Annotated in this window: 14 protein-coding genes; 4 read left to right on the top strand and 10 right to left on the bottom strand. The window is 47.8% G+C overall.

Annotated features, from left to right (window positions below):
• Window positions 1–110 precede the first annotated feature (110 nt).
• On the top strand, window positions 111–2480 hold the full coding sequence (locus BK127_RS29875; RefSeq protein WP_256711507.1) for a transglycosylase domain-containing protein: 2370 nt from the start codon (window positions 111–113) through the stop codon (window positions 2478–2480).
• A gap of 81 nt (window positions 2481–2561) precedes the next feature.
• Here BK127_RS29875 and BK127_RS29870 read toward each other — a convergent pair whose 3' ends face one another.
• The 8 genes from BK127_RS29870 to BK127_RS29835 all read right to left on the bottom strand — a co-directional run bounded on the left by BK127_RS29870 (window position 2562) and on the right by BK127_RS29835 (window position 13064).
• Window positions 2562–3563 (bottom strand): siderophore ABC transporter substrate-binding protein, encoded by a 1002-nt coding sequence (locus tag BK127_RS29870; protein ID WP_076235763.1) that lies wholly within the window; start codon window positions 3561–3563, stop codon window positions 2562–2564.
• Between the two features lie 70 nt (window positions 3564–3633).
• Complete coding sequence (locus BK127_RS29865; protein WP_076235762.1) at window positions 3634–4392, bottom strand: iron ABC transporter ATP-binding protein; 759 nt, start codon at window positions 4390–4392, stop codon at window positions 3634–3636.
• Window positions 4386–5336, bottom strand: coding sequence for an iron chelate uptake ABC transporter family permease subunit (locus BK127_RS29860; RefSeq protein WP_076235761.1), 951 nt, complete (start codon window positions 5334–5336; stop codon window positions 4386–4388). The genes BK127_RS29865 and BK127_RS29860 overlap by 7 nt, the downstream gene beginning before the upstream one ends.
• On the bottom strand, window positions 5329–6279 hold the full coding sequence (locus tag BK127_RS29855; RefSeq protein WP_076235760.1) for an ABC transporter permease: 951 nt from the start codon (window positions 6277–6279) through the stop codon (window positions 5329–5331). Before BK127_RS29855 ends, BK127_RS29860 begins: the two co-directional genes overlap by 8 nt.
• Window positions 6276–6845: a nitroreductase family protein gene (locus BK127_RS29850; RefSeq protein WP_076235759.1), complete on the bottom strand. Its 570-nt coding sequence runs from the start codon at window positions 6843–6845 to the stop codon at window positions 6276–6278. The genes BK127_RS29855 and BK127_RS29850 overlap by 4 nt, the downstream gene beginning before the upstream one ends.
• 184 nt (window positions 6846–7029) lie before the next feature.
• Window positions 7030–8598 carry a helix-turn-helix domain-containing protein gene (locus BK127_RS29845; protein WP_076235758.1) on the bottom strand — a complete coding sequence of 523 codons (1569 nt, stop codon included), beginning with the start codon at window positions 8596–8598 and terminating at the stop codon, window positions 7030–7032.
• A gap of 662 nt (window positions 8599–9260) precedes the next feature.
• Window positions 9261–10415, bottom strand: coding sequence for a glycoside hydrolase family 88 protein (locus BK127_RS29840; protein ID WP_076235757.1), 1155 nt, complete (start codon window positions 10413–10415; stop codon window positions 9261–9263).
• A 72-nt stretch (window positions 10416–10487) separates the two neighbouring features.
• Window positions 10488–13064, bottom strand: a complete 2577-nt coding sequence (locus BK127_RS29835; protein ID WP_076235756.1) for a glycoside hydrolase family 2 TIM barrel-domain containing protein — start codon at window positions 13062–13064, stop codon at window positions 10488–10490.
• A 230-nt stretch (window positions 13065–13294) separates the two neighbouring features.
• On the opposite strand from BK127_RS29835, the gene BK127_RS29830 reads away from it, so the two are divergent.
• Entirely contained in the window at window positions 13295–14152 is an 858-nt protein-coding gene (locus BK127_RS29830; RefSeq protein ID WP_076235781.1) for an AraC family transcriptional regulator, read from the top strand.
• Between the two features lie 104 nt (window positions 14153–14256).
• Complete coding sequence (locus BK127_RS29825; RefSeq protein ID WP_076235755.1) at window positions 14257–14943, top strand: class I SAM-dependent methyltransferase; 687 nt, start codon at window positions 14257–14259, stop codon at window positions 14941–14943.
• 41 nt (window positions 14944–14984) lie between these two features.
• On the opposite strand, the gene BK127_RS29820 is transcribed toward BK127_RS29825, so the two are convergent.
• Together BK127_RS29820 and BK127_RS29815 are read right to left on the bottom strand one after the other, a co-directional pair.
• Complete coding sequence (locus tag BK127_RS29820; RefSeq protein WP_076235754.1) at window positions 14985–15989, bottom strand: Gfo/Idh/MocA family protein; 1005 nt, start codon at window positions 15987–15989, stop codon at window positions 14985–14987.
• On the bottom strand, window positions 15979–16803 hold the full coding sequence (locus tag BK127_RS29815) for a sugar phosphate isomerase/epimerase family protein (protein ID WP_076235753.1): 825 nt from the start codon (window positions 16801–16803) through the stop codon (window positions 15979–15981). Before BK127_RS29815 ends, BK127_RS29820 begins: the two co-directional genes overlap by 11 nt.
• Before the next feature lie 407 nt (window positions 16804–17210).
• Here BK127_RS29815 and BK127_RS29810 point away from each other — a divergent pair, with 407 nt between their 5' ends.
• Window positions 17211–18830, top strand: coding sequence for an extracellular solute-binding protein (locus BK127_RS29810; RefSeq protein ID WP_076235752.1), 1620 nt, complete (start codon window positions 17211–17213; stop codon window positions 18828–18830).
• The last annotated feature ends 37 nt before the right edge of the window (window positions 18831–18867 follow it).

The raw sequence follows: 18867 nt of genomic DNA, 5'->3' as shown, positions 1-18867 counted from the left end.
ACGTGCGGAGCCTTTCATGACTACAAATTATCCTTAAACCAGCTTTCATGTTTGGCCCACCCCCTCTAGTGGTAAGAACCCTAGTACAACTTAATATGGGGGAACAACAGATGACTACTCAAATTAAACTAAAAATCGCAGTGCTGTCCCTTCTTTTTCTCATCGTGTTCACCGGACTCGGAACGGCTACTGTCGCTTGGTGCTGGAATTCCTATATGAATATATATCGAGCTATCGATATCTCAGCACTCAGTAAGGAGCCTCCGCGTTCTACGGTTTTTTATGACGGCAACGGGGACGTTATCACCGAACTAACGAATTCGCGGATGGAATATATGCCTCTCGACCAATTTCCCAAGACGGTACAGGAAGCGGTTATTGCCGTTGAGGATGCCCGATTCCGCGAGCATCAAGGCATCGATTTTAATGGAATCGCACGTGCTTTATATCATAACTGGAAGTCCGGGGAGACAGTTCAAGGTGGCAGCACCATTACTCAACAGCTTGCCAAGACTTTGCTATTCTCGCCCGAGCAAACGTATTCCCGTAAAATCAATGAAGCTGTCGCCTCCATTAAAATCGAAAATGAATATTCCAAAGATCAAATATTGGAGCTGTATTTGAATTATATTTATTTTGGTGAAGGTTCTTGGGGATTGCAGCGGGCTGCAGAATCGTATTTTGGCAAACAAGCTATGGAATTAACTTTATCGGAAAGTGCTTTACTTGCTGCCATTCCAAAGTCTCCCACCAACTATTCGCCTGTGAAAAAGCCTGAGCAGGCCAAGGAACGGCGGAATCTTGTATTAAGTTTGATGGCAGAACAGGGGCGTATTACGGAGGCCGAACGGGATAGCGCCCGTAATGAAGAAATCAAGCTTGCCATTCGGACGGAGCCTAAAGTTGCCAAGCATCCATCCTTTGTCGATCATGTGATCAATGAAGCCATTGATAAATACGGCTTGACGGAACAGCAGATTTTATCGTCCGGCTACCATATTTACACGACCATGGCTCCCACTGTTCAGAATGCGGCGGAAGAGGTATACAAAGATGCCTCCCTCTTTCCCGAGGATGCTGGTGGGTTGCAGAGTGGGATCGTACTGATACAACCGCAAACCGGTGCTGTACTTGGCATTGTAGGCTCCCGCAATCCAAAGCAGGAATTCCGTGAATTCAATTATGCCACGCAAAATGAACGACAGCCGGGTTCCGCCATCAAACCGATTCTTGTATATGCGCCTGCACTGAGCGAGGGCTATGGACCAAAGGATAAGATCTTTGATGCGGAAACCGATTTTGGCGGCTCCTATACACCTATGAATTACATGCGACAGCTGCATGGCTGGGTCACGCTTGAGGATGCCCTGATTCAATCCTACAATATTCCGGCTGTAGCTCTGCTGAAGGAAATCGGTATCGATAATGGCCTGGCTTTCGCCAGCAAAGCCGGACTGACCCTACAGCCAGAAGATCGAACCTTAGGGATAGCCTTGGGCGGCATGAGCAGAGGGACCTCTCCGCTTGCAATGGCACAAGCCTATACCATGTTCGCTAATCAAGGGAATATGTCCAAGGCTTATGCCATTACGAAGATCGTTGATCGCAAGGGGCAACTGGTCGGCACAGAGACGGTTCCGGTATTGGAGCCGCTGCTGGACCCCAGTGCAGCCTTCACGATGACCAGGATGCTTGAAGAGGTCGTTAATGACGGTACCGGACAAAGTGCTCAGATGGATCGACCCGTAGCCGGCAAAACCGGTACGACTCAGCTTCCGGACATTCCGGAATTCAAGGATGAGAACGGAAATCAAATCGACGGCTCCAAGGATGCCTGGTTTGTCGGTTATACCCCTGAGCTTGTTGCCGCCGTATGGCTGGGTTATGAGAAAACGAACAAAGATCATTATCTTTCAACAACAGGTGGTCGGTACCCTGCCGCATTATTTAAAGAAGTCGTCAGCCGCGCTCTGCAGGATGTTCCTGTATCCGACTTTGAAGAACCCGAGAGTTATGCCTACGTGCGTGGAGGGGGTAAAAGAATTAATGGCGAACAGGAAGTTATCCTGCTTGCCGCAGCCGCAGCCGAGAAAGCAGCCCGTGATAAGGAACAAGCCCTGAAGCAAGCCCTAATCGCCAAAGCAGAGGCTGACAAAGCGGCTGCACTCGCCGTGAAAGCACCATCAAGCAAAGACAAGCCTGCAGACACGAAAAAGGACAACAACGGCAAGCCGACAACCGCTCCCTCCAATGCTGACAAGAATAAGACGCCAACAACAGCAAGTACAACCAAGAAGGATACCGATAATAAGGATAATACCAAGAGCGATAAAGCGGTTCCCGCTAAAGATCAGAAGACTGCAGCGGCGTCCAAGGATTCCAATGACAAGAATAAAGCTAAAGATACTAAAGATAAGGATAAAGCTCCTATCGTCAAGAGCAGCAAAAATACGATCGAATCCAAGAAAACTACCAAGTAAATAAGTGAATCGTATTTAAGACAACAAAACAGGAGCATGCAGCTACTCGCCGCTTGCTCCTGTTTATTGTTAACCTGCTTACTATTTCAATCCCTTATCCACTTCATCGATCATTGCAGCAGTGGAGATCAGGCCGCCACCGGACAAGTACCAGTAGTTAGGATCCAGATAAATAATGTTACCATTCTTGAATGCATTCGTTTTCTTAACCAATTCATTTTCGATCACTTGTTTAGCTGTTGTTTTGCTTTCACCTACAGCGGTTTCGCGGTCAACAACGAACAGGTAATCAGGGTTTTTCTCAACAATGTATTCAAAAGAGATGGATTGACCATGTGTCGATACTTCAATGTTTTTCTCGGCAGGTACCACATTCAGTACATCATGGATAATACCGAAACGTGAGCCCGGTCCATATGCGGTTACTTTGCCACCGCTAACTAATGTGATCAGAGCTTTTTTGTTGTCGCCTGCGGCTTTGGCATTAACTTTTTTGATGGATTCATTGATTTTGGCTAATTCTGTGTCAACCGCTGCTTCTTTGCCAAATAGTTTGCCGATGATTTTGGAGTTTTCCGTAAATGAATCCATATAACGTTTCGCATCCACGCCTACGAATACAGTCGGTGCAATTTTGCTCAGTTCTGCATAAGAAGCATTCTGTCTGCCCGAAATCAGAATCAAGTCTGGACTCATTGCATTGATTTTTTCAAAATCCGGCTCTTGCAGGGTTCCGATGTTTTTGTATTTGGCATCCTTGTATTTAGCCAAGTAAGGCGGCAAACTGGATTGCGCCACCCCTGTGACTTCAATACCCAATTTATCTAAAGTGTCGAGCATACCGTAGTCAAACACGACGACTTTTTTCGGATTTGTTTTGACCTTGGTTTCACCCAATTGGTGCTTGATCGTAAGTTCAGTTGGAGCGGCAGGTGCAGCTGCTGGAGCTGGTGTGGACGCAGCAGGTGCAGGCGTCGATGCAGCCGGAGCTTTGGCAGTTTCATTGGAAGCGGTCGAACCGCACGCAGCAGCAACAATGGCAATTATTAACATACAAACAAACATGGATAATTTTCTTTTCACTCTGTTCACCTCTATAAGTTTTTTTATTTGTACTCATGTACAGACGTTAGTTCATGAAGCCAACGTTTGTTTATGAGAAATAAACACATATTTTATTGCCGTTAATCGTTTCAATCTGAATGTCCATATCGTAGACTTCCTTTAATACCTCGGAGTTGATGATCTCGTCAGTTGTGCCCTCTCTTACGACCCTTCCATCCTTGAGCGCTACGATATAGTCGGAATAACAGGAAGCAAAATTGATGTCATGGAGCACAAGCACTATCGTTTTGCCCAGCTCGCTGACCATCCTTTGCAGCACCTTCATAATTTGCACGGAATGCTTCATATCCAGGTTATTAAGCGGTTCATCCAGCAATATGTATTCCGTATTCTGCGCGACTACCATAGCAATGTAAGCCCTTTGCCGCTGGCCGCCGCTTAATTGATCCAAATATTTGTCCTGAATATCCACCAGATCCATATACACAATCGCTTCATCCACGTACTTCCAATCCTCCGGGCTTAGTCTGCCTTGAGAGTAGGGAAAGCGTCCAAAGCTTACCAATTCCTTGATCGTCAGACGAATATTGATATGGTTGGATTGCTTGAGAATCGATATTTTGCGGGCCAAATCATTGCTCTTCCACTTGCCAATCTCGGTATCCTCGATGAGCACCTCGCCGCTATCCTTCGTGATCAGTCGGCTTACGATAGATAGAAGTGTGCTTTTGCCTGCTCCGTTCGGACCGATGAATGAGGTGATTTTACCTTTGGCGATTCTAACTGATACATCATCGACGACATTTTTGTTACCGTATCGTTTGGATACCCGTCTTACTTCTACCACGATTTATTCTCCTTTAACAGCAAATAAATAAAGTAAATACCGCCGATCAGATTAATCACTACGCTGACGGTCGTTGTGAACGTAAATACCCGCTCGACGATTAACTGCCCGCCAACCAAAGCCACGATACTGATCAGAATCGATCCGGGAATTAATATGCTGTGCCGGTACGTCCTGAACATCTGATGGGCCACATTCGCCACAAGCAATCCAAGGAAGGTGATCGGGCCGACAAGGGCAGTCGATATGGAAATGAGAATAGCGACGAGAATCAGCAATCTTTTGACCACATGATCGTAATTGATGCCGAGATTAATCGCATGCTCCTTTCCCAGTGAGAGCACATCCAGGTATTTGGCAAATTTCCAGAAATACACCGCTACTCCAAGCACAACAATAAAGGAAACCGTAAGCAGATCGGAGCCTATCCGGTTAAAGCTGGCAAACATTTTATCCTGCACATGCAAAAATTCATTCGGGTCAATCATCACCTGCATAAAAGAGGAAACACTTTGGAACAAAGTGCCCATTATAATGCCGATCAGCAGCAGGAAATAGATGTTTTGCCCATCTCGCTTGAAAATGATCTTGTACAGCACCCCTGAGAACACAACCATCAAGCCCACTGAAGCTGCAAAATGCATATGCTTGCTCATCAACGACAATGCGGCAGAACCAAAGAAATAGACGATAAATGTTTGGAAAAGCATATAGAGCGAATCGAGTCCGAGTATACTCGGCGTCAAAATCCGGTTATTCGTAATCGTCTGGAATACCATGGTAGAAAATGCGATAGCAGCAGCCGTCAGCACAATGGCAAGGATTTTGATTCCTCTTCTGGGCAGCACATACCCCCAGTTGGTACCGGATTGAATAAATATAAACGTAATGATAAGTGACAGTGCGACTGCGGCCAAAATCGTAATTTTGACTTTATTATGCATAAGCCTTTCTCCTCAACAGCAGGTACAGAAAAATCCCACTCCCTATAACACCGACCGTAAGGCCAATCGAAATCTCATACGGATAAATGATGACCCGACCGAGAATGTCACAAAACAACACGAAGGCAGCGCCCAATAAGGCGGTATGGCTCAAGCTTTTTTTGAGATGATCGCCTTGATACAGCGTGACGATATTGGGAATGATCAGCCCAAGAAACGGAATCATACCGACGGTCAGAATCACGACTGAGGTAACCAAGGCCACGATGACCAGCCCAATGTTGACGACCTGCTTGTAGTTGAGTCCCAGATTAATCGAGAACTCTTCACCCATACCCGCTACGGTAAACTTGTTGGCATACAAATAGGCAATGATCACGACCGGAATACTGATGTACAGCATTTCGTAACGGCCTTTCATGATCATTGAAAAATCCCCGTGCAGCCAAGCCGAGATGCTTTGAATAAGATCATGCTTGTAAGCAAAAAACGTTGTCGTTGAACCAACAATCTGCCCGAACATCAGCCCCACCAGAGGGATGAAAATAACGTCCTTGTACTTAACCTTGTCGAGAATTTTCATAAAAATGAATGTACCGAGCAAGGCAAAGGCAAAGGAAACGAGCATTTTTTGCATCGGACTGGCGGATGTAAACATCATTAAGGAAACCAAAATCCCAAAGCGCGCCGAATCCTCAGTCCCTGCCGTTGTTGGCGAGACGAATTTGTTACGGGTCAGCTGCTGCATAATAAGACCAATCACACTCATACTGACGCCAGCAATAATGAGACTGATCAAACGCGGAAAACGGCTTATCAGCAGGATTTCCCACTGATCCTCCGTCAGACTCAGCAGATGCAAGGGACTGATGTCCTTCACACCTATGAACACCGAACAAAATGATAAAATCACGATCGCTATGACCAAATATCTCTGTTTCATAAGGCTTGATCGATGACCGTAATGCGTTCAGCAGCCGGAATTCTCGGTTGTGCGTTCGGAATTTGCTCTGGATAACCTACATGTAAACTGCCTATCGCTCTTTCACCCGGCTCGATGCCCAAGGCTTCACGGAATGCATGGTCCGACAGCAGCGGGTAGCTCTCCCATACCAGGCCAATACCCTGCTCCCAAGCTAACAAGCTAAAGTTATGAATGAGGCAGCTCGTAGAGGCGTAATCCTCCTCGCGAACGCTAATAGACGGATTTTCCTTCATCACAACGACAACGAACGTCGGTACCGCCATAAATTTATCGTAAAACTTTTGTCCGAGCTCCTTGGCTTTTTCCGGGTCTCTTTCTCTTTTTCCCACGTTGTTGCGACTGATTTCCGCGATCCGCTTGCGCCCTTCCCCACGGACAATCACAAACCGCCAAGGCTGTGTCATCTTGTGATTAGGCACCCATACTGCGGTATCAAGCAGCTCGGTTACAAGCTCAACGGGAACCTCACGGCTTTGAAACCGGTGGACGGAGCGTCTTTCTTTTAAAAGCTCTGCTAAGTTCATATTTCTTCCCCCAGAATATGGTCAAGATCAGTTGAAACTGCTAATAAGGTGAAATCATGATAGTAATAATCATTCTCACTTCGATATCATAAAACAGCCACCCTCTGCTGAGAATGGACTTTCCTGTAGGGGGCTTGGATATTCCTATTTGTACACATGCAGACATCGCCATTTACGCTGTAATTTAGTCCATTCTGACAAGCAATTGTTTCACCATCTGCTCCACCAGGCTCTCATTGACTACCGGATTGTAGAGCGGCGAATCATATTCGCGAAGAAACAGGCATCGTTTTTTTAGGCGACTCGGCTTCAAGACGCACCACTGATTTTCAAGCTCCACGCAAAAGGCTTCAGTTGTCGAAGAATGCATCAGAAACAACACATTTTCGCAATCAAGCTCAGCAATTTCTTCAAGCTTATCGACCTTCATCAGGCTGATCTGCTTGGCTGGAGACGGCGGAGTGACCTGTAAATCCTCATAAAAAATTTCTCTCAGCTTTCTCGACTTCATTCCAAACAAATAAAATCCGCCCTCAACCGCATGGACAACAAGAAACGGTTCATTACCGAGCACATTTTTCACATGACGGCGGGCATTCTCCACCTTCATATCGTAATAGGATAGCCACCATTCTGCGATCGAAGTCAGTCCTAACAACTCGCTAATGTCCAGCAGCCGCTCTTTCCATGAATATTCTTTCCAATGAAGCACAACAACCGGGGCAATCTCTGAAAGCTTCTCGTAATACTCGTCCGTGGTTGGCCCGCTTATAATCAATTCCGGCTGGGCAATGGCAAGCTGCTCCAGGACAAGCTCCGGATTATTTTCCCGCCAAGTCCGCTCGAACGATATATACGAGGTCATTCCTAGAACAGCAAGATCTCCGGCAAAAACACCGTTGAGATTAGCAACTTTTTTCTTCGCACGCGCGGTATATTCGGTTGGCGTCATCCCCATGTGCTTCTTAAACAAGCGGCTAAAATAGTACTCATCGAGATAACCGACAGCGTGGGCGGCCTCTACAATGGATGTTGTCCCTCCTGCCAGCAGGTGAAGCGAAGCGTCCATACGGATTTTGGTCATATATTTGTGCGGACTGAGTCCAGTCTGCTCTTTGAAAGCCATATAGAAACGACTGGGACTCGAACCCGAGGATTTGGCAAGCTCTTCAATATCCAACGGATGATTGTATTGTTCCAGCATGAGTTGACGTGCCTGTTCGACAAAAATGATCAGGTCGGTTTGCGTTTCCTTCGGCTTTTGCACCGATTCCAGATAACAGGCAGCTATCGCGTATAAATGGGATTGGAGCTGGTAATACAGCGCGGTTTCCACGTACTCATTTTCACTCATAAAATCATGAATCCAGCTGCGGACCTGCGGTGTGCGGAATGGATGGAAGTCTTCTGAGAGCAGCGCGTCCATGGTCTGGTAATCCGCTTTTCCTTTGGCTTGCGGCTGAGGTGTATCTTGGCTAAACCGGATGACGATGATCGTCACCATCTGACTCGCGGTCTGTTCCAGCTTACACTGGCAATGGGCAGGAATCAGAAAAATTTCTCCACTGAGCGCATTACCGATCATGGGCTTACGGGAGGTTCTCAGCGTCACCTTCACTTTGTGCTGCATCACAAAAGCAAAAGCATACTCGGTGGCTGTATGTATGTGAATTGGCTGGCCTTTAACGATTTTGAGTTCTTCAGTGCTTCTATAGGTTAAGTTCATAGGACCGTTCAGATCAGGCTGTCGCATAGTAGTAGACATCTCCTTTTTTACACTGACCAGATCGTGTGATGGGATAGAGCGAAAATTGAGCTGAGCAAGTATGGGAAAGAAACTTGTATGATTATGGAACCCTTATACCTGTACTGGAAGCTTAACAATGATAATGATAATCATTTCCTAGTTTAACGATTTTCCTTGCAGGTTACAAGCCGCTGGAAATCATTAGCTTATACTTAACGGATGAAAGGCAGATCACACGAAAACCCCGCTTCTTCCATGATGGAAGGAGCGGGGTGAACCCCATCGCGCAGACGGAGTTTGCTTTATTCTACTTTATCGGAGCTGCCTTATAATCAACGCTCGACAGCTTTTCGGGTAGTGAAGCTGCATGTGCACAAACACTGGTGCTGATTTTCACCTTCTTTGTTCTCTTTCGCCCCATTGCACGCTCGGCCTCCCTTGCTACCACAGGCTGGTTCCATAACGATGAAAAACATCGTTACAAGGAACACAACCCCGTTGGGATGCTTCTAACGATGTTATTCATCATTACAGCGCGCTTACCGCAAATTTGGGGCTCCATATCTTCCTGTTACGATGTTATTCATCGTACTGCAAGCCTATTGGGCTGTTCTGAGGTTTTTAACGATGTTTTGCATCGTTACAGGAATTGCAAAGTTCCTATGATTTTAGAAAATCCGCGTTTTCCAGCCAAGCAGCTTGGCCAACGCTTCGACGTAATAGTAGTCTCCATAGATGAGGGAGACGTCAACGTTGGAGTTGGCCGGCTTGTGGCCGGTGCCGGCCAGCAGAATCGCCTCGTGCTCGGGACGATCCCACGTGGCGTAGTTTTGCGTCAGCGAGAGCAGGATGCGCTCAGCGGCCTTGCGGTACGGGTTCCCCTTTACCGGAGGCAGCGCAGCGGCCAGCTCAAGCAGGCCCGAGGCGGCGCAGGAGGCCGCCGAGGTGTCACGCGGCTCAGCGTCAAGCGACTCTGCCGCGCGGAAGTCCCAATGCGCGACGTGGTCGTCCGGCAGCATGGAAAGGAAGTAATGCGCGACGCGCTGTGCCGCGTGCAAATACTTCGTATCGCCCGTATAGCGATACGTGTTCGCCATGCCGTGCAGCGCCCATGCGGCGCCACGGCTCCAGGCCGAGTCGGGACCGGCGCCTTGGCCGCCGAGCGACTCGATGACTTCCCCTGTCAGCGGATCGAAGCTGACAATGTGGTTCACTGAACCGTCGGGACGAATGAAATGATTCGCGACGGTGTCGGCATGAGCTTTGGCAATATGCGTAAACCGTGGGTCTGCAATCTCTTCGGCTGCCCAGAACAAAATCGACAGATTCATCGAGGAGTCGACAATTGACCAGCCCGTTTTATCCTGATTCCATGCCCGCAGGAAATTGCCTGCAATATTAAAACGGCCTGCCAGGAAATTCGCAGCCGCCAATCCCCTGCGTTTACCCTCTTCATCTCCGGTCAGCTTGTACTTGATAACGGCAGTCGGCAAATATTGAAAGCCCACATCATGATGAAAGTTACTCACTTGAATCGACTTCTGCTCAAACTTCTCATCCCAGCCCCAAGCCGCTTGCTTGTAATGCTCTTTGCCTGTCATTTCATGCATAATCCACAGAATTCCCGGCCAGAAGCCGGAAGTCCACCAATCGTGACGCATATCGTCATAAATACCTGAATCCCGGGTCGCCACATGCGGCGACTTGCTGCCAATCTGTTCAATCATACGGTCAACCTTATGCTGTAGTGCTTCCCATAATTGCGGCAATGCTTCCTGCAAAGTATCAGCTTGCAAAAAAGTTCTTGATTCCGGTGAATTCATCCTGTTCATCCTCCTGAAATTGGAATGGAATTGTCCGTGCTATGAAGCAGCTGTTAAAGCACGGCAGATTTATTAAATAGTGATAAATACGGTAGATAGTCCGTCACTCGCCACACTCACGACTGATGCAGACTTGCGAGCCGAAGCACCCGTTATTGGAGCCTGACTATCATGGATGATACCATCGTTGACTGCGCCAGTAGTCAGACCTGCTGTCACAGGCGCTGCTGTTCCGGCTCCCCCGGATGCAGGACCGCTTGCCGATACGAATCCGCTGATTTGCACATTGGCAGCAGCCCCGCCAACCGGATCGATCAAGATCCGGGCGCGACCGTTGGCAAGCTGGATCAGGCTGGAGCCTCGAACCGTGCCCTGATGGTCGATTAGCTCGCCATCACCGGTCAGCCCGAAGCGGATAAAGTTGGTCGCATCCAGACATAAAACACCTTGAGCATCATACGCCAGTACCTCAGCAAGCACGAGACCATCCTTTTGAACCTGTGCGCTTAATTTCAGTTCAGTCGGAACTCCCCAGCTCTGCGTCTGGTATTCGAATGACAGCTCATCCGTCACGGTCACGTCGTTCTTCGTCCCTACTACCTTCACCTGGTTGACCCCCGGCTGCAGCACCGTATCCCAGCGAAGTCCGGCAGCAGGAAAATTACGTGAATCGCGCTGTTTAACTCCAAGGCTGATTCCGTTCAGGAACAGCTCGGCTTCCGAGCAGTTGGAGTACACCTTGATTCGTTTGATTTCATCCTGACTGCCCCAGCGAACCGGCATCGTATGACCTTCGATCCGCACCATCGGCTGATCCGTCCAATACGATTGGTAGACGTAGTAGGCATCTTTTTTCGTGAAATCCCGCTCGACGATACCCTTCATATTCAAATACGGAATTGGTGAATCCGGACGTACCGGAGTCGCAAAATCCTTGAAGGACCACTGAGCGGTACCCGTCAGCCAGTCCATATGCTCCTGCGATTTTAAATACCAATCGATCATCTCGCAGAAGTACGTTTCAGACCAATCACCGTCACGCGATACACGGGGCTCTCCACCTGTCAGCAAATAGTCACCGTCGCGCTCATCGGTATTGCCGCCACCCTGTCCGATAAACTCAAAGCCTGTGAAGGTTTTCTCCACATGGCGTGTCGCCAAATTGTCCGCGCCCCATTCCATATGGAAAAACGCATCGACATTTTCAAAGGCCTGTCTGCTGCTTTCTTCATAATCCGTATAAATGCCACGGTACCATCCAGCCCAGATTGAAGGGGAATACACATCAATAATGTCTTTGCAAAATTCACAGCGGCGAATTGCTGTCAGGCGGCTCGGATCAAGCTTATGCGACAGATCGTGGAGCTCTTGCATAAACCTGCGAATTTCCTCCTGATCAAAATAATCAAAATCGCACTCCCAGTCGTTCTCATTGCCAAGCCCCCATAAAATAACGGAAGGATGATTGTAATGCTGCTCAATCATTGCGCTCAGCATGTCCCTACACTGTTGACGGTATTGCTCACCACCCAGACCACCCCGGCACCAAGGAATTTCCTCCCATACCAGAATACCCAGCTCATCACATAAATCGAGCACAATACGGGATTGCTGGTAATGCCCAAGCCGGATAAAGTTGGCTCCCATATCCTTGATCAGCTGCATTTCCGTACGGATCATATCCTCTGTCATTGCAGGTCCAATCCCTGCATGGTCCTCGTGACGATGTGTACCGCGCAGCAGCAAACGCTCACCATTCAGCTTGAACGGGCCCTGCTTTACAAATTCGAAGCTGCGAACGCCAAAGCGTTCCGTAATGCTGGTTTGACTGATTGGATTCGTCTGCTGGGTTTGACCATTCTTTAACTCAACGGTACAGCTGTACAAATGAGGCTCGGCAGGCGTCCAGAGAAAAGGCGTGGCAATCTCATACGAAGCAAGCTGCTTCATCCCCTCCCATGTCTGGGTTTGAACCGTAAACTCATCAATTTCCCGCCCATCGGGTCCATGCAAACGAATGACCAGCTCCAGTTCTTCATCCCGTTGAAGCGGGTTATATAAGGAAGCTCGAACAGCAATTTGACAGCTTTCCAAATCTGCTGACAGCGATGTCTCGATATGCAGGCGCTCCAAAGAAATCGCCGGAACATAGACTACATTCAGATAGCGGTAAATACCTCCATACAGGTTAAAATCGCTCGCATCTGAAGGTATCGTTTCCAGATCACGGCTGTTATCACAAGCAACTGCTATCGGCGTAACCCCATGATAACGCTCCAGCTTAAGTGCTTCCTCGGCAGCCTCTGTAATGTCGATAGTGAATTCATCATAGCCACCCAGATGAGAGCCAACTTTTTTCGTATAGACATACACATCAGAGCGCTGGCCTGCTCCTTCAAAATGCAGCAACGTCCGTCCCTGCGGATAGGGATTGTTCAGCTTCAGAAGTGTCCTGTACCAGCCTTGTCCCTGATAGTATTTGCCGTCTGGATCCAATACGTCCAAACCGTTATAGGTGTGCGGCAGCTCAACTTCATGCCAAGGTACGTTATAGTGATTTTGCAGCTTGTCCTGTCTCCATACTTCCCAGGGACCACCCAGACTTCCACGGTGATGCTGCCAATTTTCGATCAATCGATGCTTAATCAAGCCATTCACTCCCAGTTGTTTATTTATGCTCAGGTACGTTCTGCTTCTACTTATAACCTTAACAAAAAATAGCACCGGAATGTTTGGCATCCTTATGATAAAATGTTGTTATATTACGATTAAATAGTAACCAATCATCATGACGAAGTCCGGTTTCTTCTAAAGCTTAACAAATACTTTCGAAGCAAGTTTTTCCTAGAAAGCTTGCAGGAGGCTGCCCCTTGAAAATAATGAACTATATGAATCTGAACCAGTATCCGGTTCAGTTATCTTTTGCCAAAGACCGAACTTACGAATTTGTAGATATTTATCACGCCCATCAGGGCATGGAGCTTTTGTATGTTCACGAGGGACACGGGCGCGTCATTGTCAATCAACAAATTATTGAGCTGGCTCCGGGCAGTCTGATGTGCTTCAGACCTTTTCAGCTGCATCGTATCCAAATGGATATTCAACCGGATGCGCCTTATATACGCTCCCTGTTTGTATTCGAGCCCTCTGTACTGGATTCCTACTTAAGCCCGTTTGCGAGTCTTCAATTGTATTTTCAACGTTTATGGAAGGACCCGCTGGAGCCGCAAATTTTTAGCGAGCTTCCTCAGCAAACGGTTCTGCCGCTGCTGAATCAGTATCGAGATCGTATTGCACATACTGTACAAGGTGAGCTGCGGTTGGAGGAACAAATGTTTTTTTTGGTGGCCCTGCTGCATTATTTGAAGGGACAGGCAGTGACTGATCGGCATACCGAGCCTGTTGTCAGACCTAAGTCAACGGCATCCGAGCAGATTATGGAATGGGTTGAGGAGCATTATATGGAGGAATTTCAGCTGAAGGTATTAGCCAAAGCGGTTCACTTATCGCCTAATCACGCATCTGCCGTGTTCAGACAGACGATCGGCACGACCATCACCGAATATTTAACCGCACGCCGGATTCGTCAAGCCTGCTGGCTGCTGCAAACGAGCGACTTGAGTGTACAGGAAATCGGACAGATGATTGGCCTCGGGAATTTCCCTTATTTTTGTCAGCTGTTTAAAAAGCACGTGGGCATGAGCCCCTATCGGTTCAAACGTTCGGCGGGCTCTTGATTGTCATTGGACAAATATATAGAAAGGTGTTGACCTTGACGTTACGTCAACTTGTACGATGGAGTTGTTCACATTCATTGGATCGATACAAGGAGGATACAGCAATGCCTGATCACACCACTATTTATCAACAGGAAGCCGACACTTACCACGAGCTCATTTCAAAGCAAGCTGATTTAATGGGAAGGATTGAAGAGCTGCGTCCCTGCTGCGGGCTCGATATCGTAGACCTTGGTGCTGGAACTGGACGGTTAACGGTAGCGCTGGGGGAGAAAGCCAAATCGATTATTGCTCTTGACGCCTCGGAGGCTATGCTGCTCGTTGCCGCAGACAGACTGGAGCAAGCCGGATTAACCAACTGGCGCACACAGGCTGCTGACCATCGCAGACTTCCACTGGCTGATCAAAGTGCCGATTTAATCGTATCCGGCTGGAGTATTTGTTACTTGGGAAGTACGAACGTTGCCAACTGGCAGCAAAATATTCATCAGGTGATGAGCGAAATACGACGTGTGCTCCGACCTGATGGAACCGCCGTTATTTTCGAAACCTTAGGCACAGGCTCAGAGACACCAATCGCCCCTGATTTCCTGCAGCCTTATTATGCCATGCTGGAAAAGGATTACGGGTTTGCTCACCAATGGATGAGAACCGATTACACATTTGATCATTGGCAGCAGGCAGAACAGCTAACGCGATTTTTCTTTGGTGATGCCTTGGCTGAACAGGTGATCAAGCACAAGCTAGCCCGCCTGCCTGAATGTGCAGGGATCTGGTCGCTCCAGCTCTAAATAGGAGTGTTCCCACACAGCGGGATTTATTCGCCGTACTTTTAGGCTTCACCGGAAACATACAGCTCCCGCCCCATCCGTATCGCCTCGGAGATTTCAACGGCTTGCATGGCTGATTTCAAAGTATCACCTGGCCTACGCCCTGCACGAATATCATTAAAGAACAACGCATTCTCTGAATAAAAGCCGTTTACAATGAACATCTCTTCGCTTCTGCCGAGCTCGACATTGCCGAGCTCGGCTTTGATTTCGTTGTTGACTATATGAATCAGCTTGCCGGGAGCATCGGGCGAAGACCAAAAAGGAAGATGAAGGTGCATCGTATGATTCACGGCATCAATGACGACGCGCTCAAGCACACTGCCGGATAAAGGGCGATATTGAATTTGTGCCCATACGCCCGATTCAAATTCACAATCCAAATGAATATTAGATTCGATTGCACCTTGATGACTGAAGGGCTGATAACGAATACGAACTTGCTTATAATCGGAGTCAGCCAAATATTTGACCATATCAATGCCGTGTACCATCGTCATGGAAGCATTAGAGCCAATACGGTTAACACGACTGAGATCGTACCGAATATTATGGAGACTGCCCGGCGACAGCTCTCTTGATAACCATTGCTTCGTATAGGCCACGACGGGCATGTATCTGCGGTTCCAGGCCACCTGATGAGGTGCTCCGCTAAGCTCAGCCGCCTGGATCATCCGTAAGGTCTCCTGTCTGGTCATTCCTGGTGGCTTCTCCATCAACAGCGGATAGCCTTTCTCCATTATCGCTACAGCCAACTGAGCAGTCAGCTGATAAGGGACGACAAGGCAGACCGCATCGGGCTTCTCATTTTCCAGCGCTGTATCCATATCCGTATAAGCTCTTTGAAAGCCGAATTGATCACGGAATGCCTCCGCCTTATCTCCATCTATATCTACGCAAGCCGCCAGCTCCACATCGGGATTCGATTCGGCGTATTTCCGGTAGGCGGGTCCATGACCTCGCAGTGCAATACTGCCACAGCCTATCGTTACTATTTTAAAAGCCATCCTCGTCTCCACCTTCCATAGCTAAGGCTACATATCGTTTCCAGGCTGCAAGCTCGCGGGGGAGATGAATGTCGTAAGGCTCCCAATTGTACCATTCCCCGCTCACATAGCCTTCATAACCTGCCTGCAATAAAGCTTTCGCGATCCGCAGCTGATCAAATTCACCCGCTCCGATCGGCGCGTAATGCAGACGATCCAGCCGTTTCAACCCGTCATGGAAATGCACATGCCGTATCCATGGTCCCAAGCTGTCGATAACAGCCTCCGGTCCAGTCAATCCCTCACGCTCCGTATGAATAACGTCCCAAGCTGCCGCCACATTCAAATCGTTCACTTCACGCATAATATCTGCCATCACACGTGGGTCCGACCAATGGTCATGAGTTTCAGCAACAATCGTTACCCCATGGGTCCGGGCATACGGCCCAAGAGAGCGGAATGCTTCAATAATGCTGTGCCGGGACACCTCCCGTGTACCTTCAGGCGGGATTCTTCCGCAGAACACTCTGACATAAGGAATTTCCAAATCATGCGCCAACTTGATGTAGCTCTTCGTTTCATCGATCTGGGCTTCAACGTTCTCCGGTTGTGAATAGATATTGGAAATGCCGAGGCAGCAAAGCTCTATTCCCGAATCCGCCGCGTGCTTCCTGAGCTCTGTTCTTACCGACTGACTTGCACTCAGCTCTGCCCCATGCCGATGCCCCGTTCCGCTGCGCAGCTCTAATCCCTGGTACCCATAAGCCTGAGCTGCCGCCGTCATCTCGACCAATGTCAGGTTGGGACAAGAAGCTGAGTTAAATGCATATTTCAAAGGGTGTTCCTCCTTTTATGAGTGCTCATCTATTCATGCTTATCATGTCCATACACTCCGTACAGCTGGGCTGTAACCTGTTTCTTGTATTATATCAATCAAAGACATAACAATATTGCTATATAGTATAATAATATTGCGCTACCAACTTTTCCGACTTTACAACTCGGATTTGATATAATATTATAAGGAAAAATGACGAATTTTCATAAATCCTCCTAACTTCCTAGCCATATCTTCCTTTATTTAGCTAAATACCAACAAAAAAGCTCTTCCTTTGTATGTTATGCTTCATCCTTTTCTCATTACATCATCCGTTGAAGAGGCGACAATATCTAAAAATAGTTATATCAATTTTTAACAACATATAACAAATTCCAACTATTAAAGAGGAGCCAAGACCTGAAATGAACAAACAATTGCAATTATTAAAAGCCCCCTTAGCCGGTACCCTTATTCTCGGACTGTTGTCCGCATGCGCACAGTCGCCAGCACAGCCTGCTGGTCAAGCCGCTCAGACCAATGCCGAACCGACTAAGTATCCGATCCAGACGAAAGAAACGCTAAGCTATTGGATCGAGATGAACGCATCGTTTTTGGGGCTTAAATCAACCTTAAAAGATGTTCCTTTCTTTCAGGATTGGCAGAAAAATACCGGGGTGACGTTGAATATTACAGAAATCCCTAATGGACAGTCCAAAGAAGCCTTTAATTTGATGCTGGCCTCAGGCGATCTTCCCGATGTGGTTGAATACAACTGGCTGACGGGTGCACCTGGCGGTCCGGAGAAGATGATTAATGATGGATATATATTAAAGCTGAATGATTTGATCGATAAGCATGCCCCGAATTTGAAAAAGTACCTCAAAGATAATCCGGATGTCGACAAAATGGTCAAAACGGACAGCGGCAGCTATTATGTGTTCCCTTTTATTCGCAAGGACGATTTGGTCAAAACAACTGAAGGACCCGTTATTCGTAAGGATTGGCTCGATGAGCTGGGACTGCAAACTCCAACGACTATCGATGAATGGCATGATGTGCTGAAGGCGTTCAAGGAAAAGAAAGGCGTTGCAGCTCCTCTTTCTATCAAAGGAAAGCCTAGGGCGCTTGAAAGTCTGATTAACGGCTCTTTTGTAGGAGCATACGGGGTTGTGAAAAACTTCTATGTCGATAACGGTCAGGTCAAATATGGACCGGCGGAGCCAGGATATAAGGAATTTCTGACCACGATGCATCAATGGTACGAGGAAGGGCTGCTAGACAAGAACTTTACGACAGCAGATACCAAATCGCTGGACGCAGCTGTTACCTCTGGAGCCACGGGCGCTACTATTGGTGGAGCCGGCGGCGGGATCGGCAAATGGGGACCGATATTGACTGCCAAGGATCCGAATGCTAATCTGGTACCCGCTCCATATCCAGTGCTGAAAAAAGGTGACACACCGAAGTTCGGACAAAAAGAGTTTTCCTACTCGGGTGCTTCCTCGGCCGCTATTTCAGCCAAGGCCAAAAATCCGGAGCTTGCCATCAAATTCCTTGATTACGCCTACGGTGAGGAAGGATACAACTTCTTTAACTTCGGAACTGCGGGTCTGAGCTACAATCTGGAGAACGGATATCCTAAATACACCGATCTATTATTGAAAAATCCGGATAAGCTTGCACCATCCCAGGCAATGGGCTTATACATCCGCGCTGCGGGTACCGGACCTTTCATTCAGGATAAACGGTTTATCGAGCAATTCTACGCTATGCCTCAGCAGAAGGATGCACTGACGGTATGGAAGAGTGACAACGATAAATATGCACTGCCTCCTGTCACAATCTCTCTTGCTGATTCCGGTGAGTATTCCAAAATCATGTCGGATGTGAATACGCTGGTGGATGAGACTTCGCTCAAAATCATTCTTGGCACGTTACCTGTTGATTCCTTCGACAGCCATCTGGCCAAGTTGAAATCAGTAAATTTGGACAAAGCGATTCAAATCACGCAAAAAGCTTATGACCAATACAACAAAAGATAAGTAATACCAGTGACGGGGCGACCGATTTATGAGCCCC

The sequence above is a fragment of the Paenibacillus sp. FSL H7-0331 genome (genome assembly GCF_001956045.1).
The sequence above is the reverse complement of the archived record's forward strand: the minus strand, read 5'-3'. Positions and strand labels throughout refer to the sequence as shown.